Below are 19,697 nucleotides of genomic sequence, written 5' to 3'. Positions count from 1 at the left end.
TGGAGAGTAAAACAATGCATGCAACTAATGAAACCAAACGAACATAAAGACGCTGGACTTTCCGCCTTAAAAGCGGACGCCATGGCCGAACTCCTCGCCGACTATCCAGAACTGGGAGAAGGACTGGAAGAGATGGTCGACCAGGATAGCGACGGGGTGGTCAGTTTGGTGGGCATCTTTTCTCTTTTGCAACTAAGGTTACGTACCGTCTTGGGGCTCCTACCACAACCTGCCCCGGAAGATCCCGCGCAGCCAGGTGCGGGTGGAGAGTAAGTCCGTACAAGGATGCGGTCAGCTTCGCGTCCCTAGGGTAGATAGTAGAAGGATAGCGAACAATTCCCACCTTTAAGGAGAAAAATCGATCTTGGGTAATGACTTACTACCAAGGTATTTCCTTTTCCCCTCTACCCTCTACGATAAATCCCTCTACGACATTCGGTGAATGCCGAGAGTACAGAGAAATTCACGACCTTTGGGCTACTCACCAGTAGAATAGTACTTTGGATTATCATACCCCCATTCTAATTACCGGTGCTACCGGCTTTGTCGGATCATACACCGCGCGTTTGCTCCTGCAGGAGGGCTACACCCAGGTTCATGCCCTTCGGCGGCCTGGCAGTAAGTTTACCTTGCTGGGAGCGGCAGCCGATCAAATCACCTGGCACGAAGCTGAGCTGGAGGACTATTTCAGTCTGGAAGCGGCGCTGGAAGGTATAGACACGGTGATTCATTGTGCCGCCTTGGTTTCTTTTGCTCCCCGCGATAAAGAAAAGCTGCTGTCCATCAATCGCAAAGGCACCCAATACCTGGTGGATGCTGCGCTTTACCAAAAGGTACGGCGGCTGGTGCATGTGAGTTCCGTTGCGGCTCTGGGGCGAAACGCGCACGGGTACCCTATATCCGAAAACAGCAAATGGGAAGACGGGCCGCTGGTGAGCAATTATTCCCGCAGTAAATTCCTGTCCGAACTAGAGATTTGGCGCGGACAGGAAGAAGGCATGTCCGTAGCGGCCGTCTACCCCAGCCTCATCCTTGGGGCAGGGCACTGGTCGGAAGGGACGGCGAAAATGTTTGCCTACGCCCAGCAAAGCTCCACCTACTATCCTTCAGGCAGTACCGGTATTGTGGATGTAAGGGATGTGGCTAAAGCTATTCAATTGGTGATAGAGCGCGACCAGAAAAACGATCGCTACCTCCTTAACGGCACCAATATCAGCTACCGGGAGTTATTGGCACAAATGACTACTGCGCTCGGCGTTGCTCCTCCCCGCAAATCCTTGCCGAGATGGGGCGCTCAATTGTTGGCCCAGGCAGAAAAAATCCGTACGCTCTTTACCGGAGGCACACCCTTGCTTACGCGTGAAACCGTACAGACCACCTACCAAAACTACGTTTACGACAGCCGCCACTCCGAAGAGCAACTCGGCATGACCTACAGGGATGCTGAAACCACCATTGGAGAAACGGCCGCTTTGTTTATGGCAACGAAGGAGGAAGGGAGTGGGGTTCTGGGGTTATAAATACGCAAAACAGAATTTTGCGTGTACTCCGACGTTGGCAAAGCCGATGCCAAACGCAGCGATGAATTAGTTCTAAACCCGCCCAAGTTAATGCCAAACCAAAGGGATTTCCATCTCCCCCTCTTTGGAGGAGGTGTCACACAGTGACGGGGGAGGAGAACCATCGACGCTAGGGATTCTCCTTCCTACCTGACGTGCCGCCGCAGGCAGCCCTCGATCCTGTGGATCGGTCTCTCCAGCGGGACACATTTTGTATGATGCTAGTGGCAAAAATATCGTTCAGCCGAAGCAATGGACAAATGCCAACCTAGCGTTAAATAGTGACCTTAAATAAACGATCGCTTCCCCGGCGCGTCTAATCGCAAAATTATCTTTCATGTCCCTACGTATCAAACACCTTTATCAACGTGCCGGGTTTGGGCTCAGCCCGCTGGAGTGGTCAGACAAAAAGGCACTGACGGTCGCGCAGGCGGTCGATGAACTCTTTCGGGAAGCGGAATCCACTCCTCCGCTTACCGTGGTAGATTTTGAGGACCTGGCCGAAACAGTGATGGAAGACCGCCGTAAGGCCGGGAAGCTGCTTACACAACAGTACACCCTGGAATGGCTTGACCGGATGGCAGCACCTACCGAGAGTGCGCTGCTAGAACGACTCACCCTCTTTTGGCACGATCATTTTGCCTGCCGTTCCGTGTTCGGGCACCTGGCCATCCGACAACTCAATACGCTGCGCGAGCATGCGCTGGGGCCTTTTCGGGAGCTTTGTCTGGCGGTAGCTCGCGACCCGGCCATGATCCGCTACCTCAACAACCAGCAAAACAAGAAGGACAGTCCTAACGAAAATTTCGCCCGCGAGGTATTGGAACTTTTTACCATTGGGCCCGGCCATTATACCGAGCAGGACATCAAAGAAGCCGCGCGTGCGTTCACGGGTTGGAGCAGCACCTACAAAGGGGAATTCCGTTTCCGCACGGGGCAACATGATTATGGCACCAAGACTTTCATGGGGCAAACTGGCCGCTTTGATGGGGCGGACATCATTGACATCATCCTACAACAACCCGCTACGGCCACCTTTTTGGTGCGCAAATTTTGGGACTATTACGTGAGTGCTCCCGTGGACGAAGCGATGATCGAGACCCTGAGTAAACAATATTTTGACAGTGGTTACCATACGGGCCAATTGCTTCGCAGCATGTTTACGGCCGACTGGTTTTACGCCAACGAATACCAGAGCCAACAGATCAAATCGCCCGTGGTGCTCGTCAGTGGATTGCGGCGCAGCCTGGGGATTACGTTCAACAATCCACAGGCTCAGCTGCGTTTACTACGCGCCTTGGGGCAAACGCTTTTTGATCCTCCCAACGTGGCGGGCTGGCCGGGTGGGCGTAGTTGGATTGACAATGCTACCCTCATGCTGCGCCTCAATCTAGGAGCAGGATTATTGACCAAACGTGAGCTGGACCTCCGCTTTCGGGATTTGCCCGAACTGGAAATTCTTTCCGATCCGCAGACCCGCAAACTGGATGCCGAGGTAAACCTCCAACCCTTGCTGAACCTGATCAAAGGAGACGACCTCGCAGAAGACTTTCAACGCTTGAGTGACTACCTGCTCGCTACTCCGGCCCGGATCGACACCAAAGACTTGGCCGGATTGATTGATGACACCACCGGTGAGGAACGGCTACGGCGGATGCTCCTCGTTATTTTTTCCAGTCCAGAATTTCAATTATCCTAAGATGCAAAGAAGAACCTTCCTCAAAAATACCGGGCTGGCCTCGGCGGCGATGTTTGCCCCCGCCTTTTTACAACGCCCCTCATTGGCGACCAATGGCAAAATCCTTATTGTGGTGCAGCTCTCCGGCGGCAATGATGGTTTGAATACCATTGTTCCTTATCGGAACGACAAGTACTACGAACTAAGGCCGGATTTGGCGATTCCTCGTCAGGAGGTGTTGGGAGTTACGGATGAACTGGGCTTCAACCCTTCGCTCGGAGATTTGCGACCGCTTTACGACCAGGGTTATCTCAGTATCATCAATAATGTAGGCTACCCCAACCCCGACCGATCGCATTTTCGCAGCATGGACATTTGGCAAACCGCCGCCAACAGCAACGAATACCTGGAGACGGGCTGGCTGGGGCGTTACCTGGATAGCCAGTGCAGCGGCTGCGACGTTCCTCATCATGCACTGGAATTTGGTCAAGGCCTGAGTCTGGCTTTGAAAGGCCGAGAAAAGATGGGCTTTGCCATCAACGACCTTCAGCAAATGGAGCGCACCAACCACAACCCTTTGTTGCGCTACCTGGCCCAGCAGGACGCCCATGACCACGAGCACGAACAGGTTGCTTATTTATACAAAACCCTGCTCGAAACGCAATCCTCCACCGCCTATCTGCTGGAACAAACGCAAGGGCAGCGCACACGCGCCAACTTCCCGGCGACACCCTTTGGTCGTGATCTGCGCCAAATAGCCGACCTCATCCTCGCGGGTTGCAACAGCAAGGTCTACTACCTCAGTCTGGGCGGTTTTGACACCCACGCCAACCAAGCCGGGCCACAGGGACGCCTGCTCTCTATCTATGCCGAAGGCATGAAAGCCCTGGCCGAAGAATTGCAAAAACACAACCTGTGGCAGGATACGCTGGTGATGACCTTCTCCGAATTTGGGCGGCGGGTAGCGCAAAACGGATCGCGGGGCACCGATCACGGCACGGCCAGCAACCTGTTCCTGATGGGCGGAAATTTACGTCAACCCGGGTTCTACAACGAAGGCCCCAACCTGGAAGACCTCAACGAAGGCGACCTCAAATACCAGGTGGATTTCCGGCAAGTGTACGCTACAGTACTAGATAAGTGGCTGGCGGCGGATGCGAAGTCGGTGATTGGGCAGCGGTTTGCTACGTTGGGGGTACTATGAGGATTTGAACCATAGGAGGGATGGGAACTGCTCCGTAGGGCAGGGTTTCATACCCTGCATGAAGGAGCAGTGTACAGTCCGGTGCCGACCGCAGGTACGGCATCGCCCATAAAAAACATAAGAGAGACACGCTCAAGCAGGAGCAACCTTCGTCGATATCCTCCCCTTTTTCGTAGAACAATGTTAAGGACGTTTAGGCGAAAAGCTGTAATATTGGCAACGAACCAAAAATTGTAATACCAGATGAACGCTCACGAGATTGACTACCGCATTTTAGGCGAAGAAATGCAATTTGTAGAAGTAGAATTGGACCCTTACGAAACGGTCGTGGCCGAAAGCGGCAGTTTCATGATGATGGATGATGATATTGAACTGTCGACCCTTTTTGGGGATGGCAGCCACCAGGAAGAAAACCAGGGCCTCTGGGGCAAAGTCCTAAGTGCCGGCAAACGGATCATCACCGGCGAGAGCCTCTTTATGACAGCCTTCACGCATCAAGGCGTAGGAAAAAAGACCGTTAGTTTTGCTTCTCCCTATCCTGGAAAGATCATCCCCATGGACCTTAGCGAATTGGGTGGAAAAATCGTTTGTCAGAAAGATGCTTTCCTCTGTGCCGCCAAAGGGGTGAGTGTAGGAATAGAATTCAGCAGAAAACTGGGCCGCGGCTTCTTTGGTGGCGAAGGCTTCATTATGCAAAAGCTGGAAGGCGATGGATTGGCTTTTGTGCACGCTGGTGGCCACGTGGTAGAACGCCAGCTGGGAGTAGGCGAATCACTGCGCGTAGATACAGGCTGCCTGGTGGCCTTCACCCGTGACATAGACTACGACATTGAGATGATCAAAGGCATTCGCAATGTGCTTTTTGCTGGAGAGGGCTTGTTTTATGCACGCTTGCAAGGACCTGGAACGGTCTGGGTACAAAGTTTGCCGTTTAGCCGCTTAAGTGATCGCATCATGGCTGCTTCTCGCCGCTATGGCAAGGGCGGTAGTAAAGGGGAAGGCAGCATCCTGGGTACGCTCGGTGATATTGTGGATGGTGATGGGTGGTAGCTATCGTGATGTATACCTTCTAGTGTTCCTTAAATGGAAGGAGACCAAGGTAAACCTCACGGTACTAGGTACTTAGTACGGGGTATAGGGATTTAATAGTCCTAAATTCGACATTATCCCAAGTACCACGTACTTTGTACCATATTCAATGGGGCTTGATAAAGCTCAGATTACTAATAGACTTGTGTTCTCTAGGCAGTAGCAGTGCAAACTAAGGTGAAATGGCCGGCCGGCAGCACCGGAGTAAACCTCACTTTAAATAAACAACGACCTATGGCTTTGATAAAAAGTGTACGGGGCTTCACCCCACAGTGGGGCAAGAATTGCTTTTTGGCCGAAAATGCGACCCTTATCGGTGATCTGACGATGGGCGATGACTGTAGTATCTGGTTCCAGGCGGTGGTACGGGGAGATGTCAACAGCATCCGGATTGGGAACAAGGTCAACATTCAGGACGGAGCTGTTATTCATGGTACTTTTGAACGCGCGGCAACTACCATTGGAAACAATGTGAGTATTGGCCACCGTGCGCTGGTACACGGCTGCACGATTCACGACAATGTGTTGATAGGCATGGGAGCCATCGTCATGGACAACGCGGTGATTGAAGAGCACGTGCTCATTGCCGCTGGTGCGGTGGTATTGGAAAACACACGCTGCGAAAGTGGCCATATCTACGCCGGGGTACCCGCCAAGAAAGTCAAGGCACTGAGTCAGGAGCAATTTGGGGATACGATTGACAGGATCTCTAATGCTTACCTGAAGTATGCGGGGTGGTTTAAGGAATAGTGAGGGTTATCTGTTTATTCTGCCCATAAGGAGGCTTTACACCAGATAACCCTCACGCTAATCACACGTTCGTTTGCAAGGTAAATTCCTTGTACACGTTGCCTGCACCTTTTGTTGTCTTACGTTCATCGTGGGCATCGACGGCCTCTTGGACGCTCATAAAGAAGTTGTCTTCTCCAATTTTGGCCACCAGGTGCCCTTTTACGAGGGCATCTCGAACGGGGCCTTTAACGCCTGTAAATAGGAGTTGGCAATTTCGTGCTTTCAAGTCTTCCAAAAGGTCTTCCAGTAGATGCAAGGCACTACTATCGAGGGTATTGATGCTTTCCGCATTGATGATAAGTGCCTCTAGGCCGGGGCCTTTTGCTGCCATCCATTCGTCGATCCGTTCACGGAAAACATTGAGATTGGCAAAATATAGCTGCGCATCAAAGCGAACGATGAGTAAATCCTTACGAATTTCTACTTGTCCGAAGCGCTCCCGGTTGCGATAAAAATGCGTTCCTGGTACTTTACCCAACTGAGCGATATGGGGGCGAGTGGTTTCAAAAATGATCATTGCCAGTGATAAGATGACCCCTACACCAATGCCTTGCTCAATTCCCAGACTAAGTGTGGCAATAAAAGTAATGATCAGCATCCAAAAGTCAGAACGATCTGCACGCCAGAGATGAATTGCTTCTTTGTAGTCGATCAACCCAAAAACAGCGACCATGATAACCGAAGCCAGAATCGCATTGGGGAGATAGTAGAACAGTGGCGTCAGAAACAACAAGGTGGTGACGATCAGTAAAGCACTAATGATGGAAGCCATGCCTGTTTTTGCACCCGCCTGATCATTGACTGCCGTGCGCGAAAACCCTCCGGTAACCGGATAAGCTTGAATGAAAGATCCACCTACATTGGATAATCCAAGTGCGATCAGTTCCTGGTTGGGTAAGACTTTATAATTTTTGTGTTTCGCTTGAATGGCTTTAGCTACCGCAATACTTTCCATAAAACTCACTAAAGAAATCGCCAATGCAATCGGAAGTAAGGACTGAATTGTCGTCAGGTTAAAATCTGGTAAGCCCAAAGAAGGTAAGCCTTCGGGAACTGTCCCTACGATTTTTACGCCCTGGTCTACGAGCCCCAATCCCCAAACGGCTAAAATACCGAAGAGTACCGCCAGCAATGGTCCGGGGATGGCTTTATTGATTTTTTTCACGCCCATGATCAGTACGATTCCTCCTATCCCGATGCTGAAAGTCGCCCAGTTGATTGACCCTAGTTGTCCTAGCGCTTCCAGTATGATTTCGTGAACATAGTGGCTCCGCTCGAGGCTTACTCCAAGTAAGTGCTTGAGCTGGCTCAGTCCAATGATCAGGGCTGCCGCCGAAGTAAAACCGCTAATCACCGGATGGGAAAGAAAATTGACGAGAAAACCCAAACGAAATATGCCGAGTAAAAACTGAATGATCCCCACCAAAAAGGCCAAAGTGATGGCCATGGCGATGTAAGCTTCAGTGCCTCCTTCGGCCAAGACACCAATCCCTGCGGCGGTCAATAAAGATACCATCGCTACCGGGCCCACCGCCAATTGGCGTGAAGTACCCAACAAGGCGTAAATGATGAGCGGCAAGGTACTCGCATAAAGACCATAAATAGGCGGTAGGCCCGCAATCATTGCGTAAGCCATCCCCTGGGGAATCAGCATTACGCCGACGGTAAGACCCGCTGAAAGATCACCTTTCAATTGGTCTTTAGAATAATTTTTCAACCAGGAAAGGGAAGGAATAAATGCATTCAAGGACATAAGGAACTAAATTATACTTTTTACAAGTGCAAAGGTGAGCAAACTCCTCTAAGCAATCAGTGATGTGTATCACTTAGTTGGGCTTTGCCCATAGTAAAGTTGGTAGATGGTATAGGGACAGATGTATAGCGACCAGCTGACCTTCCCTAAATAACGTTGACAGGTTTATCAATCATTCTACTTAAAAGCTGAGTGCTAGTTGTCCATCTTCTTTTGGCAAACCAAGCTTAACAAATGCGGGCAGAATCTGACTTGTCCCATCAAAAGCTCCGCTACTGGGATAAGTCAGATTCTGAGCCGCCATTGGCTGGTATTCCAACTCTTTTGCTTCGCCGTCTCGTATCAACAACGATGGTGGTCTTTGCCCCTTACTCTCCTCAAGATAACATTCAAATCCCAAAGGTGCAATTCGCAGCGGTAACTGACTATGGTGACGCACTTTGTTGTAGTTCTCTACAGCCCTCTTCACGTACCTTCTCAGTGCTCTATAATCTCTGATTGGCCAGTGCTCAAGGTATTCATTCTTGATCACATCATTGAGCTTCTCTGCGTACGCATTGTCCAATGCTGTAATGCACATGCTAGAACTGATTCCTCGTGACCTCAATACTTCTATAAAGTCATTGCTGCGATACTGGGAGCCCCCGTCACTGTGGAAGATCAGTTCACTCAAATCCATACCACGACGCAAACGAAAGGCCATTTTCAGAGCCTCTATGTTTGCTCTAGCTCGGAGGTTATCACTTACGCTATAGCCCACTATAAGCCGGGAATACACATCTATGATAAACGTCAGATAGTAATACTTGTCCTCTAGGCGATAGTAAGTCGTATCCGATTGCCAAACTCGGTTTAAACCTATGATAGTAAGCAACTTAACTAAATTAGGATACCGTAAACCACCACTCTTCGTAGTTCTAACATAGCTCCTTTTTCGTTCCAGCGAATGACCCAATAGAGTCATCTCTCGAATAAATGCATCGCGACCTAGTCCTTCTGGCTGGATCATATAGTAGGCCTTTTCAAGACCCAAACCTCCGTGATCTGCACGGTGTGTCAACAGCATTGCTTCCGCTGAATACACCCCGTCCTGATAATCCGCTCGCCGACGTAAATATTGCGACAGCGATTGACGCGAAGTACCTAGTGCAGCATATACTTGTTCATTACTTGGACTCTTCATTTCTGATCTGTATTTCGACAAGAGCCGGACAAGGGAGTCGTAAAACCACTTTTTTTTTCAACATCTATTCCTGCTTCACGAAGCTCCTCTATAAAGCTCTCATAGTAGTCCAATTTAATTTGTTTTTGACCTAGAGAACGTTCTAGTTCAGCCACCCGCTTTTCCAGCAATTTAACCTTCTCCGTCTGGGAATTTGGTACTTCCACTATTATCGCTTTTTGTTGATCGTACGAGCTGTACTTACTTATCCAGCGGTACAGAATATTTACATGGATGCTGTATAAACGACCTATCTGGGCCACGCTAAAGGTACCTTCTTCATAGTCCTTAACTCGCGCTTTTTTAAAGGTTTCACTGTAATTACGACGCCTTTTGGGCCGATTAACCTTATTCGTTGACTTCATTTTTAACTAAATTTGTTGTCAACGTATTTCAGGGATAGTCAAGCATGAGGTAGAAATGCGCAGTAACAAGTACCTACAACAACCTCACCTGGTTGCGCCCGAGTTCTACTTTGCCCAGGTTTTCCATTTTCTTCAACAGGCGGGAGATGGCTTCGCGAGAGGCATTGAGGTCATTGGCTATCTCCTGGTGAGTCGCCTCAATAAGGGCATTGCCGGTTGCTTCTCGGCGGGCCGTAAGGTATTCCTGTAAGCGCTGATCCATATTATTGAAAGCAATACTATCGATGACTTTCACCAACTCGATGAGGCGGTTGTCGTAGCTGAGCATGACAAAATTTTTCCAGCTCTGGTATTTGCTCATCCACTGGTCGACGTATTTGATGGGGATGCCGATCATGGTGGTATCTTCCACTGCCTCCGTCCTGATCATGCTTTTTTTATTCATCATGCAGCAACTGAAGGACATAGAACAGGTATCGCCACCACTGAGAAAGTAGAGCAATATTTCTCTTCCATCAAGATCATCTTCTTTAGTGACCCGAATACTTCCTTTGATAATCAGGGGAACCATTTTGATGTAGCTGCCGTAGTCCATGATGACTTCACCTGCCCGAAAATGCATCAATTGGCCCACTTCGGCTACCTCCGCCTGTAGCTCCCGTTCTGCAATTTGTGGAAAATGCTGGTGTAAGATCGTACTGATATCTCCGGTTTCAAAAGTCATGATGCTATTGGTTTTTTATTTAAGGGATTAAGTTTGCTAGTGCTCGCGGTGATGTTCTCCCGACTTTCGTCGGGATCACGGTGGTGCCGACTGCGTCGGCGGTAAGCCGTCCTGAGGCTTTGGGACGAGCGCCACCCAAAAAGCTCAACGTACCAAGCTTAAACCCGCAATTTCAAAAGCTACAAGCCATTACATAATTGCCACCAAGCCCAGGCCCAGCCAATCTCCTCGCAAGATAGGCCCTACACCGCTTTGGAAAAAATAATTATTCACGGTAGCCCCAGGTCCTGCTGCGCCAGCGTCTCCTTTCCGGAAAGTATAGTGCAGGCTTAGCTTCAGGTTGGGGGTGAAATAGAAGTTACCGCCAAGGTCTACCACGCTTTCTTCACCCGCGAAGGCAGACAGCGTAGCGGCAGCAGCTTGATCCTCTGCGGAAACAGGTCCACTCAACTGCGCCAACATCCCGCTGGGCTCCAGCCAGTATTCACCAAGTTCAAAAGTATAACTCATACGTAGGTAAGCGGTTTGTGCGGAGGTAGCAATAGCTTCCTCACCACGACGCCCCAGTACCATGTACTCTCCATCCAAACTCCATCCGTCATAATCGCCCAGAAAGTCGAACCCGTAGCCATAATTGTCCTGAAAAGCATCTCCTTTCGCTTGCCAGGCACCTTCTAAGGCAAGACTCAGTCCCCGGCGCTGGCCAAAATAATTGAGCTTGTGATCGGTGGTGTAAGATTTTGATTCGGGGTCTCCAAGGTAAGTCACTAAACGCCCCGTAAGCAGTGGGGAATAAACTTCTCCTACCGAGTTGCCGCTATTTGCATTCATTGCCGGGTTGAAAACCCCAATATCATAACCCCAAGACAATTTTTCATGTAATAACAAACCACCAACATTCACCCCTACCGCCCGGCCCGGCCCGGTACCTACCAAATGCCTGCGCAGATAGTTTTGTACCCAGGCTTTCTCCAGGGAGCTGCTCCGCAAGGCAGAAGTGATACTCTCGCGACCAATTTGAGGTACCTGATACCCCGTAACCAAGTAAAGTTTTTCGCTTTCCGGACTCAGGCGCCATTGTACGTAAGCATTCCACAAACGAACTTGAGGAGAAGCTCCATTGTTGGCACCACCATCGGTACCAGCCAATACATCCCGTCCAACCAAATCAGCCGCTACCGTGAAATTAAACTTCACCCGATCCCCCACATCGCCTTTGAAACCAAACCGGGAACGGCGGAGTTGAAAATTGAGCCGATCATCTACGGCCTCGTACTTAGCCTCGTCGGAGCGGTATACTTCTGCTCCCATCGTATAAGTTGTCCACACTTGCATCGCAGCAATGGGATTTACTTTTACCTGTTTCCACAGCGGAGGGTTGGACGTCTCAGAAGTTTGAGCATTCGCGGAAACAACTGTAAAAATCAAGGTGATTACTAAAAACCGTAGATGAGGCATAAATCGAGGAAGATGTTCAAAAATTAATGAGGCAACTTATCTTTTACGACACCATAGGTATAAGTACCCAGTGTGCCACTTAGAATAACGAGTGCCATGATACCAAAACCTTGCCCAAGCAGTACAAACATTGGGCCTGGGCAAGCCCCCATCAAAGCCCACCCCAGGCCAAAGATGCTGCCTGCAAGCAAATGGCGGGGAATGTGCAGTTGCATCGGCATATAGTCAACAAAAGTATTTCGCAAGGTTTTCACCTTAAAGCGTTTCATCAAAGCAATAATGATGGCTCCCAGCACCACAGCAGTACCAATAATGCCGTACATGTGAAAACTCTCGAAACGGAACATTTCGTGAATACGAAACCAGGATACGGCCTCCGACTTGGTCATAATGATGCCAAAGACCGTTCCTACCGTAAAAAAGGATATGAATTGTTTCATCTGTAGTTGTTTTGTGCTGTTCTTTAAAAGATCAAAGGCATAATCACCCAAGTCATCAACAAGCCTCCAATAAAGAAGCCGATAACGGTGATAAGTGAAGGAAGCTGAAGGTGTGAAAGCCCGGTGATCGCGTGCCCCGAAGTACACCCCCGGCCATAACGCGCCCCAAAACCCACCAGAAAGCCGCCAATAATGGCCAGGATGATTCCTTTAGGGTTGGAAAAATTGAAAAGCTCCGCCGGCAAATAGCCGTGACCCTGAGGATAGTTCATCCCGAAATCTTCTTTAAGATGGCTAACGGTGCTTTCAGAAATAGCTACTGCTTCGGGGCTCCCCAAAAAGTAAACAGCAATAAAACCACCCAAGACAGACCCAAGCACAAAGGCCATTCGCCAGCTTTCGTCTTTGAGGTCTACATCAAAAAAAGAATGGCGTTTCCCCGCACCCGCCATCGTACAGAAGTTGCGAAAAGCCGTAGAAACACCAAAACTGCGCCCCATCCAGGTCATCAAAAACAAGATGGATGCGATCGCCACTCCTGAAACCGACCAGTGCCAAGGTTGGCGAATAAGGTCCAGGAAGGAGGACGTGAAAGTTACAAATGCAATCATTGGAAAGTAGTTAGTCTAAGATTTCTATTAGGCTGTAGTTGCCTGGTTAATTACGTTCAGTAAAGCAGTAGCGGACTGCATGCCCGACTGGCGCCATTTTATTTCACCATTTTGGTATAAAATAAAAGTAGGCACCCCTCGAATCCCCAACTGGTTCGCCAGTGCAGGATTTTTATCCACATCAATCTTGATGATTTTAGCTTTTTCACCCGCTTCAGCGGCTACTTCTTTGAGAATTGGAGCCATGGCTTTACAAGGGCCACACCACTCAGCAGAAAAATCCACTAAAACTGGCTGCTCGCTGTTGATCAGCTCTTTGAAAGATTTTTTATTACTCATTTGGGAGTTATTTTACAGATTTAATAGCCAGACGCAAGAGTAGCACCCAAGGCCAGCCGTGCCAAACCAAGTCAAACCAGTCCATCATCGCCATCCCTTTGGCACCACCAGCCAACCAGCGGAGCTTTCCAAACAGGTGGGGTTCAGGATAGAAAGGTGCCAAGCCTAGCAGTAAGCAGGCGAGTATCACCATTTTCCAGTCATTGATAAAGTCTGACATAGCATTTGTTTTGCAATGCAAAATTAAGGCCGGTGAATACAACAGTTGGTGATGTACGTCACAGTCCTATTCCGTAAAGAGGAAGAACTTTGTGTTTATAAAAAAAGAATCATAAATATCAGATGTTGAACGCCCCGCCATTACCGACTTCTCTTAAATACATTGTAGCTACATTAAAAGTTGCGAAAAGATTAGATCCGCGCAGCATCGTACAGCTTGTCAAGTCAGCCGATGTTAAAGCGCAAGACTTAGTAGCCTATGCCGACTTTCATCATTCTCCAGCCGACAGCTATGGTCGTCAACTCGTAGCGCGGGGGCCTAATTTTGAAGTGATGGTCATGTCCTGGTTGCCAGGTGATTTTTCGGCCATCCACGATCACGGTCACACCCAGTGGGGGGCCGTACAAATCTTCGGGCAGGCCGAGCACGCTACCTTCCGGGTTCGTCAGCAGCAGTTGCGTACTACTGCCCGTTGGCAGGTACAGCCGGGGGATATTGTTCCTGTTGGCCACGACTTGATTCACCAGATGGGTAATCCTACCCAGCAGCCCTTTCTGAGTTTGCACGTCTACGGTTTCCCTGAAGCCATTGAAAACGTCACGGGAGATGCTCGCATCTACGATCCGGTGAAGGGGATTATCCAGCGGGTGGATGGTGGCGTCTTCTATGCCTTGCCTAAGCAGGCCATCAAAAAAACGGAACCCGGTGTCTTCGGAGATGCACCTACTCAGTTGCGCCATCAGCAGGATGTACAGCACCGTTTAGCACAAATGCAACAAGCTCGTATCTTAAGCCATTCTTAAGATAACTAAGTGCACGAGTTTGTAAATTTGCCCCATGAGAATTCTAGTTGTAGAAGACGAAGCGGGTATTGCCAACTTTATCAAGCAAGGCTTGGAAGAAGAAGCCTATGCTGTGGACGTAGCCGACAACGGCGTGACGGGCCTGGACTGGGCCATGACCAACCCCTATGATATTATGTTGCTCGACTGGATGCTCCCCGGTAAAACCGGGCTGGAAATTTGTCAGGAAATCCGCAAGCACCATATTAATACCCCCGTTATTTTTCTGACGGCCAGAGACACCTTGCAAGATACCCTACAGGGGCTGCAAGCTGGGGCCAATGATTACATCAAAAAACCTTTCCATTTTGAGGAACTGCTGGAACGCATCAAAGTGCAATTGCGCCCCAACAATGGCGAACACGAGCGTTTTACACTGGGAAACATCGTGCTGGATGTGGCTGCCCACCAGGTATGGAAAGCGGGTGAAGAAGTAGCCCTCACCCAGAAGGAATTTGCCCTTTTGGAATACTTGATCCGCAACAAAGGCAAAGTCTGCCGACGCTCCAGGATCATCGAAAGCGTCTGGGACATTCACTTCGACTACAACACGGGCGTCATTGACGTCTACATCAATGCCATCCGTAAAAAACTGGCATTGGACAAAGACGAAGACTTGATCCAAACCGTGCGCGGCGTGGGTTATATAGCAAAAGATTAAATGAAATTATCGTTTAAAAATCGGATTGCACTTTATTACCTCCTGGCAACTGCCAGCATGGTGACAGTCGTCTTTGTACTCATCTATTTTGTGGTACAAACGGCTGTTTATCAAGAGCTGGACGATGACTTATCCTACGAAGCACACAAGCATTCGGAGGAAATTTTTCTTCGTAACGACAGTATCTTTTTCAAAAACAAAAATGAATGGGCTGAACGGGAACACCGTGAGGTGCGCGTCAATCCGGTATTTATCCAGTTGGTCAACAATGCCGGAAAAGTGATGGATAAATCGCCCAACCTCATGGGAGATGCACTTTCTTTTGATCCTAGCAAAGCTTTCGATCTCCATTTTGATACGGGCCTCAACCAGCAGGAAATCCGGCAAATCCAGCTGCCCATCAAGCAAGACGCTCAACTAAAAGGCTATATCCTGGCGGCCATGTCGCTGGAGGGGCCAAAGCTGGTACTTGCCAGCCTCAAAAAGTTGTTGCTATGGCTTTTCCCGGCGGTCCTGGCGGGCCTGTTTTTTATCACGCGCTTTCTGGCAGGCCAGAGTATCAAGCCCGTGCAGTTGATCACCTCCACGACCAACCGGATCACCCAGAACAGTCTTGACGAACGTATTGCCTTACCGGCGATCAAGGACGAGCTCTTTACCCTTACTTCCTCCATCAACGAGCTGCTGGAACGCATCCAAAATGCCCTGGAAAGAGAGCAGCAATTTACCGCCGATGCTTCTCACCAACTGCGCACCCCACTCGCGGTACTCAAAGGTACCCTGGAGGTGACCCTGCGCAGGCCCAGAACGCCAGAGGAATACCAGGAAAAAATAAAAATCAGTATCCAGGAAATTGATCGCCTTTCGGTGTTGGCCGATCAGCTTTTATTGCTGGCCCGCTTTGACAGCGAAACGAGTGCGCTCACGCCAGAAAAAATACAACTGCTGCCGCTGGTGAATAATATCGTGAAGCGGTACCAGCCTTTTATTGAAGAAAAGAAACAGTCTATCAAGGTCGAGATAGCACCCAACCTTGAGGTCAATGCCGCTCCCTATTACCTTGATTTGATCTTCGAAAACCTGCTGACGAATGCCAGTAAATATTCCCCACAAGGGAAAGAAATAAGCATCCGTGGCTGGACCGAAAACGGTCATATCAAGGCACTTGTCATTGATCAAGGCATGGGTATCCCACTCGAGCACCAGGAACAAATCTTCCACCCTTTCTTCCGCTCAAAGGCACTGGATCACAAAGACATCAAGGGCAACGGCCTGGGGCTGTCCATCGTGAAGAAAGCTTGCGCTGCGCTGGGGATAAAGATTACGGTAGAGAGTACGCTGGGGAAAGGGACTTGTTTCTATCTGGATTTTTCTGCGGAGGTGGTAGAGAGACTTTGGGTAGAGGGTAGAGGATAGAGGGATATACCACAACTAAGAGCAGGCTGCCTTAAAAGCCCAACCAGCCCCCCCTACTCCTCTTTCACCCGAAAACTCCCGCAGCCCAACCGCATGCTATCAGGAGGATTGACAAACGGAATGGGATTGGCAGGAGGGAAATTTACCTGAAAGCGCCCCTCTAGTATACTCGTGTCCGCATTGAAGTAATCGATAATCAGGAAATCCTGGTAGCTAGGTTCGCTTCCGTACTCGAATATAAATTCCCCCGGAATTCCGTGATCCGTATTGTAACCGTAGTTGGCATCAACAATATGGGGCGAGGGGTTGCCGCTATTGGTAAAGCCCAGCCAGATGGTATCACTTAGATCGGTATTACGGTTCAGTGGAAAACTCAAACGTTCCGTAAAGCCATCCGATCTTTCCTGATACAAATAAATTGACGAACCGGGCCCTCTAAACCTCACATAATCCGCTATCCAGCACTCGCTGTTTCTGATGGCTTTGCCAAAGAACTCTTCTTCTGTTTCGCACAGCACCTCCAGGCAAGCAGGCGGTGGCGGGGGCTGCGGGACGGCATCGTCGTCGTCGCAACAGCTAAAATACATGACGGGAAGCAGCAATAACAGTAGTTTTTTCATGATCGGGTGAGGATTAGGGGTGTTTTTGTGTAATTATCTTCGGCAAAAGAGAGGTGAGAAAAAGTATTTCCGTAATCCCAGCTGATTTCCCAATGGTAAGTTACCGTACTGTCACAGTTGTGGTAGTAAGAAGAATAAAGATAGTCCGGGCCGATGCCGGGCGACACCTGGGTAGGTCCACTGGCAAACACTGTAAACATGGGTTCCCGAAATTCGCTGATCGGACAGGCCGTCGTCGCAATCATAAGAGCGTTGTTAGTACTGTCTGATCCAGCGACAAATCCTTGGTAAGGTTTATCAGGATTAGAGAAGCGGTGTATAAAGCTGCCATTATTGCTCCCCATTAAGAGCATTTTTGTTTTCAACAATATCGTTTCAGAAAAAGAGAGGAATAGGTGTCTAATTTAGGTAATAAAATCTAATTATTAAAATTTGGCTTGATATTTAGATGCTTGAATGTATGGCAATTGTAATTTTGACCTTTCTAGCTACGCACCTGTCGTTTTTTTTGTATCATAATATTTTTTATATTTATAAGCTAGTACCCGCCCTTTATGAAAGTACATTCCTTCCATTGTGAATCTCCAGAGGAGTTGAAAAAGATGGTCCTTGAGCAGTATCCTGCATTTCAGCCTACTTTGGCAGTCGTATTCTGCTCCAGTGGGCAGGATATTAATGCCATTAGATCGGTCTTTAATGCTTTGGCCATTGATCTGGTAGGGTGTACGACGGCGGGGGAAATCGCCGATGCTCAACTTTATGAGCAATCCATTGTTGTGATGCTGCTGGCGATTGATCGTAGCTTCTATCGGGTACTTCTTGAAACATTTGATGCGCAGGGAGTTGGCCCCACTGCCGAAGCCTTGGGCAAGCAGGCGGTAGCTGCTTTTAAACATCCTGGCGGTATTATGCTGACCGGTGGTTTAACGATTGACGCTGAATTGGTCATAGAGAGCCTTAGAAAAGGAGCAGGTAAAAGCATCCCCATGTATGGAGGAATGGCAGGAGATGATCTGGAAATGCGGGAGACTATCATTTTTGATAATGTAACGGTTTCATCGCAAGGTCTTTTGTTGCTGGTGCTTGATACGGATCATGTCAGCCTGCAAGGTGTAGCTGTAAGTGGTTGGGAGCCGATTGGAGGAGTCAATACCATTACCAAGGCAGAAGGCAACATTATCTATACCATCAATGACGAGCGAGCTTATGATGTTTTTATTCGCTATTTTGGCTTGTCTGAAGAAGATGTATTGATTTCTATTCAAACGAACTACCCATTGCAGATTTATAAAGAAGGAGGCTATTCTGTGCTACGCTCGCCCATTGTAGTCAATGATAAGGATGGTTCAATTACCTTATCAGCGAGCGTGAAAGAAGGAGAAAAATTTCGATTTTCCAGCTCGCCAGGTTTCGAAGTCATAGATATGGCTATCTCAAAATTCCAAGATTTTCATCAAAAGGTGGCAGACGCTGATGCTCTGATCCTGTTTTCTTGTAAAGGCAGGCATGGCGCTTTTGGGCCCTTGCTGGAAGATGAGGTGAACGGCATTTTTAGAGAATGGAAGAAACCCATGATTGGATTCTTGTCTTATGGTGAGTTTGGGGATACTGGTGAGGGGCGTTGCGAATTTCATAATTCGACTTGTTCATTGGCCATATTAAAAGAAAAATAGTATGGACGTAAAAGCGTTGTTAACAACCATAGCGTCTCTCAAAGATATTAGCGAAAAGGACAGAAAGCAATTGCATGACGACGTGTCTCAAATGCAAAAGGAGATAGAACGTCGTGATTTTCAGCTGCGCCGTATTCAAAAGGACAAGACCATAGCTGTAAATATTTTGAACGCGACGATCGAAGATTTAGAAAAAAAGCAGTCGATCATCGAGCAAGCCAATGAACAGCTTTCTGAACAGAAAACCCTGATCGAGAAAAAATCCTTGCAGCTAGCTGAAAATATCCAAAAGCTGGAACACTCTTACAAGGAGCTAGAGGAGTTCTCCTACATCGCTTCCCATGACCTGAAGAGCCCACTACGAACCATTGGCAGTTTTGCGCAACTTCTTAAAAAACACTACGGTCATCTCTTGGACGATAAAGGAGAAGAATTTCTGGATTTCATGGTGGAAGGAGTACTTCAGATGAATGAGGTTATCAATGCACTCTTGGAGTATGCAAAAGTGAACAACCAAGCAGAAACCTTCGTAGATACCGACTTCAACAAGGTGATGGCCATCGTAAAAGCAAATCTGAAGAAAGAGATCAGCGATCATCAAGTGCTGATCATCAGTGATGATTTACCAACCATTCATGGCAATCAAGTTGGGTTTATACAGCTTTTTCAAAACTTGCTAGCCAATGCTATCAAGTTTAGATCAGAAGAAAACCCGGTGGTGAAAATCTCTTGCAAACCATTAGGAAAGAAGTGGTTGTTTAGATTTTCCGACAATGGTATTGGTATCGAAGAGCAGTTTCAGGAAAAAGTCTTTTCTCCCTTCCAGCGCCTGGATAAACAGAAAACCAACGGTATGGGTATTGGGCTGGCCATCTGCCGCAAGGTGGTGAAAATGCATCAAGGAGACATCTATTTTGAGCCCGTCAACACAGGAGGAACCTGTTTTGTCTTTACCCTTAAAGATCAAAAGGAAAGGGCAAAACGTAAGGTGCTCGATGAGCCCGGTGTTTTAGTGTAATCCATGTTTCAAA

At 48.6% G+C, this 19,697-nt stretch carries 22 protein-coding genes; 11 read left to right on the top strand and 11 right to left on the bottom strand.

Features of this window, described 5'->3' with window-relative positions:
* Positions 1-27 precede the first annotated feature (27 nt).
* From AB0L18_RS04770 to AB0L18_RS04745, 6 genes are all read left to right on the top strand, one after another.
* Positions 28-273: a hypothetical protein gene (locus AB0L18_RS04770; protein WP_367391437.1), complete on the top strand. Its 246-nt coding sequence runs from the start codon at positions 28-30 to the stop codon at positions 271-273.
* A gap of 227 nt (positions 274-500) precedes the next feature.
* Positions 501-1,520, top strand: a complete 1,020-nt coding sequence (locus AB0L18_RS04765) for an NAD-dependent epimerase/dehydratase family protein (RefSeq protein WP_367391436.1) — start codon at positions 501-503, stop codon at positions 1,518-1,520.
* A gap of 376 nt (positions 1,521-1,896) precedes the next feature.
* Positions 1,897-3,258, top strand: a complete 1,362-nt coding sequence (locus AB0L18_RS04760) for a DUF1800 family protein (protein WP_367391435.1) — start codon at positions 1,897-1,899, stop codon at positions 3,256-3,258.
* 1 nt (position 3,259) lies between these two features.
* Positions 3,260-4,441, top strand: coding sequence for a DUF1501 domain-containing protein (locus AB0L18_RS04755; RefSeq protein WP_367391434.1), 1,182 nt, complete (start codon positions 3,260-3,262; stop codon positions 4,439-4,441).
* 243 nt (positions 4,442-4,684) lie between these two features.
* Positions 4,685-5,491 carry a TIGR00266 family protein gene (locus AB0L18_RS04750; RefSeq protein WP_367391433.1) on the top strand — a complete coding sequence of 269 codons (807 nt, stop codon included), beginning with the start codon at positions 4,685-4,687 and terminating at the stop codon, positions 5,489-5,491.
* Positions 5,492-5,764: 273 nt separating this feature from the next.
* Positions 5,765-6,280 (top strand): gamma carbonic anhydrase family protein, encoded by a 516-nt coding sequence (locus AB0L18_RS04745; protein ID WP_367391432.1) that lies wholly within the window; start codon positions 5,765-5,767, stop codon positions 6,278-6,280.
* A gap of 61 nt (positions 6,281-6,341) precedes the next feature.
* On the opposite strand, the gene AB0L18_RS04740 is transcribed toward AB0L18_RS04745, so the two are convergent.
* The 9 genes from AB0L18_RS04740 to AB0L18_RS04700 all read right to left on the bottom strand — a co-directional run bounded on the left by AB0L18_RS04740 (position 6,342) and on the right by AB0L18_RS04700 (position 13,454).
* The gene (locus tag AB0L18_RS04740) at positions 6,342-8,075 is read right to left on the bottom strand and encodes a SulP family inorganic anion transporter (RefSeq protein WP_367391431.1); all 1,734 of its coding nucleotides are present in this window, start codon (positions 8,073-8,075) and stop codon (positions 6,342-6,344) included.
* 181 nt (positions 8,076-8,256) lie between these two features.
* A complete protein-coding gene (locus tag AB0L18_RS04735) occupies positions 8,257-9,258 on the bottom strand; it encodes a transposase (protein ID WP_367389345.1) in 1,002 nt (333 codons plus the stop codon).
* Positions 9,255-9,662, bottom strand: coding sequence for a transposase (locus AB0L18_RS04730; protein WP_367389166.1), 408 nt, complete (start codon positions 9,660-9,662; stop codon positions 9,255-9,257). Before AB0L18_RS04730 ends, AB0L18_RS04735 begins: the two co-directional genes overlap by 4 nt.
* A gap of 73 nt (positions 9,663-9,735) precedes the next feature.
* Positions 9,736-10,386, bottom strand: coding sequence for a Crp/Fnr family transcriptional regulator (locus tag AB0L18_RS04725; RefSeq protein WP_367391430.1), 651 nt, complete (start codon positions 10,384-10,386; stop codon positions 9,736-9,738).
* Positions 10,387-10,575: 189 nt separating this feature from the next.
* Positions 10,576-11,844, bottom strand: coding sequence for a porin (locus tag AB0L18_RS04720; RefSeq protein ID WP_367391429.1), 1,269 nt, complete (start codon positions 11,842-11,844; stop codon positions 10,576-10,578).
* A 23-nt stretch (positions 11,845-11,867) separates the two neighbouring features.
* A complete protein-coding gene (locus AB0L18_RS04715) occupies positions 11,868-12,284 on the bottom strand; it encodes a DUF6691 family protein (RefSeq protein WP_367391428.1) in 417 nt (138 codons plus the stop codon).
* 23 nt (positions 12,285-12,307) lie between these two features.
* A complete protein-coding gene (locus tag AB0L18_RS04710; RefSeq protein ID WP_367391427.1) occupies positions 12,308-12,895 on the bottom strand; it encodes a YeeE/YedE family protein in 588 nt (195 codons plus the stop codon).
* A gap of 27 nt (positions 12,896-12,922) precedes the next feature.
* Positions 12,923-13,234 (bottom strand): thioredoxin, encoded by a 312-nt coding sequence (trxA, locus tag AB0L18_RS04705; RefSeq protein WP_367391426.1) that lies wholly within the window; start codon positions 13,232-13,234, stop codon positions 12,923-12,925.
* A 7-nt stretch (positions 13,235-13,241) separates the two neighbouring features.
* Positions 13,242-13,454, bottom strand: coding sequence for a hypothetical protein (locus AB0L18_RS04700; RefSeq protein WP_367391425.1), 213 nt, complete (start codon positions 13,452-13,454; stop codon positions 13,242-13,244).
* A 122-nt stretch (positions 13,455-13,576) separates the two neighbouring features.
* Here AB0L18_RS04700 and AB0L18_RS04695 point away from each other — a divergent pair, with 122 nt between their 5' ends.
* Genes AB0L18_RS04695 through AB0L18_RS04685 form a run of 3 tightly spaced genes read left to right on the top strand, consistent with a single transcriptional unit; the run spans position 13,577 to position 16,373 of the window.
* A complete protein-coding gene (locus AB0L18_RS04695) occupies positions 13,577-14,257 on the top strand; it encodes a cysteine dioxygenase family protein (RefSeq protein ID WP_367391424.1) in 681 nt (226 codons plus the stop codon).
* A gap of 34 nt (positions 14,258-14,291) precedes the next feature.
* The gene (locus AB0L18_RS04690) at positions 14,292-14,957 is read left to right on the top strand and encodes a response regulator transcription factor (RefSeq protein WP_367391423.1); all 666 of its coding nucleotides are present in this window, start codon (positions 14,292-14,294) and stop codon (positions 14,955-14,957) included.
* The gene (locus tag AB0L18_RS04685; protein WP_367391422.1) at positions 14,958-16,373 is read left to right on the top strand and encodes a sensor histidine kinase; all 1,416 of its coding nucleotides are present in this window, start codon (positions 14,958-14,960) and stop codon (positions 16,371-16,373) included.
* A 53-nt stretch (positions 16,374-16,426) separates the two neighbouring features.
* Here the strand turns inward: AB0L18_RS04685 and AB0L18_RS04680 are convergent, their stop codons facing one another.
* Positions 16,427-16,993: a hypothetical protein gene (locus AB0L18_RS04680; RefSeq protein ID WP_367391421.1), complete on the bottom strand. Its 567-nt coding sequence runs from the start codon at positions 16,991-16,993 to the stop codon at positions 16,427-16,429.
* A complete protein-coding gene (locus AB0L18_RS04675; RefSeq protein ID WP_367391420.1) occupies positions 16,990-17,337 on the bottom strand; it encodes a hypothetical protein in 348 nt (115 codons plus the stop codon). The genes AB0L18_RS04680 and AB0L18_RS04675 overlap by 4 nt, the downstream gene beginning before the upstream one ends.
* Before the next feature lie 210 nt (positions 17,338-17,547).
* Between AB0L18_RS04675 and AB0L18_RS04670 the strand changes: the two genes are divergently transcribed.
* Complete coding sequence (locus tag AB0L18_RS04670) at positions 17,548-18,666, top strand: FIST signal transduction protein (RefSeq protein ID WP_367391419.1); 1,119 nt, start codon at positions 17,548-17,550, stop codon at positions 18,664-18,666.
* A 1-nt stretch (position 18,667) separates the two neighbouring features.
* Positions 18,668-19,684 carry an ATP-binding protein gene (locus tag AB0L18_RS04665; protein WP_367391418.1) on the top strand — a complete coding sequence of 339 codons (1,017 nt, stop codon included), beginning with the start codon at positions 18,668-18,670 and terminating at the stop codon, positions 19,682-19,684.
* Positions 19,685-19,697 lie beyond the last annotated feature (13 nt).

It is taken from the genome of Lewinella sp. LCG006 (genome assembly GCF_040784935.1).
GTDB lineage: Bacteria > Bacteroidota > Bacteroidia > Chitinophagales > Saprospiraceae > Lewinella.
The sequence above is the reverse complement of the archived record's forward strand: the minus strand, read 5'-3'. Positions and strand labels throughout refer to the sequence as shown.

Bases quoted from the DNA above. Each gene is read 5' to 3' on its own strand.
- AB0L18_RS04770 (WP_367391437.1), top strand. From the start codon at position 28: ATGAAACCAAACGAACATAAAGACGCTGGACTTTCCGCCTTAAAAGCG.
- AB0L18_RS04760 (WP_367391435.1), top strand. From the start codon at position 1,897: ATGTCCCTACGTATCAAACACCTTTATCAACGTGCCGGGTTTGGGCTC.
- AB0L18_RS04755 (WP_367391434.1), top strand. From the start codon at position 3,260: ATGCAAAGAAGAACCTTCCTCAAAAATACCGGGCTGGCCTCGGCGGCG.
- AB0L18_RS04750 (WP_367391433.1), top strand. From the start codon at position 4,685: ATGAACGCTCACGAGATTGACTACCGCATTTTAGGCGAAGAAATGCAA.
- AB0L18_RS04745 (WP_367391432.1), top strand. From the start codon at position 5,765: ATGGCTTTGATAAAAAGTGTACGGGGCTTCACCCCACAGTGGGGCAAG.
- AB0L18_RS04740 (WP_367391431.1), bottom strand. From the start codon at position 8,075: ATGTCCTTGAATGCATTTATTCCTTCCCTTTCCTGGTTGAAAAATTAT.
- AB0L18_RS04735 (WP_367389345.1), bottom strand. From the start codon at position 9,258: ATGAAGAGTCCAAGTAATGAACAAGTATATGCTGCACTAGGTACTTCG.
- AB0L18_RS04730 (WP_367389166.1), bottom strand. From the start codon at position 9,662: ATGAAGTCAACGAATAAGGTTAATCGGCCCAAAAGGCGTCGTAATTAC.
- AB0L18_RS04725 (WP_367391430.1), bottom strand. From the start codon at position 10,386: ATGACTTTTGAAACCGGAGATATCAGTACGATCTTACACCAGCATTTT.
- AB0L18_RS04720 (WP_367391429.1), bottom strand. From the start codon at position 11,844: ATGCCTCATCTACGGTTTTTAGTAATCACCTTGATTTTTACAGTTGTT.
- AB0L18_RS04715 (WP_367391428.1), bottom strand. From the start codon at position 12,284: ATGAAACAATTCATATCCTTTTTTACGGTAGGAACGGTCTTTGGCATC.
- AB0L18_RS04710 (WP_367391427.1), bottom strand. From the start codon at position 12,895: ATGATTGCATTTGTAACTTTCACGTCCTCCTTCCTGGACCTTATTCGC.
- trxA (WP_367391426.1), bottom strand. From the start codon at position 13,234: ATGAGTAATAAAAAATCTTTCAAAGAGCTGATCAACAGCGAGCAGCCA.
- AB0L18_RS04700 (WP_367391425.1), bottom strand. From the start codon at position 13,454: ATGTCAGACTTTATCAATGACTGGAAAATGGTGATACTCGCCTGCTTA.
- AB0L18_RS04695 (WP_367391424.1), top strand. From the start codon at position 13,577: ATGTTGAACGCCCCGCCATTACCGACTTCTCTTAAATACATTGTAGCT.
- AB0L18_RS04690 (WP_367391423.1), top strand. From the start codon at position 14,292: ATGAGAATTCTAGTTGTAGAAGACGAAGCGGGTATTGCCAACTTTATC.
- AB0L18_RS04685 (WP_367391422.1), top strand. From the start codon at position 14,958: ATGAAATTATCGTTTAAAAATCGGATTGCACTTTATTACCTCCTGGCA.
- AB0L18_RS04680 (WP_367391421.1), bottom strand. From the start codon at position 16,993: ATGAAAAAACTACTGTTATTGCTGCTTCCCGTCATGTATTTTAGCTGT.
- AB0L18_RS04675 (WP_367391420.1), bottom strand. From the start codon at position 17,337: ATGGGGAGCAATAATGGCAGCTTTATACACCGCTTCTCTAATCCTGAT.
- AB0L18_RS04670 (WP_367391419.1), top strand. From the start codon at position 17,548: ATGAAAGTACATTCCTTCCATTGTGAATCTCCAGAGGAGTTGAAAAAG.
- AB0L18_RS04665 (WP_367391418.1), top strand. From the start codon at position 18,668: ATGGACGTAAAAGCGTTGTTAACAACCATAGCGTCTCTCAAAGATATT.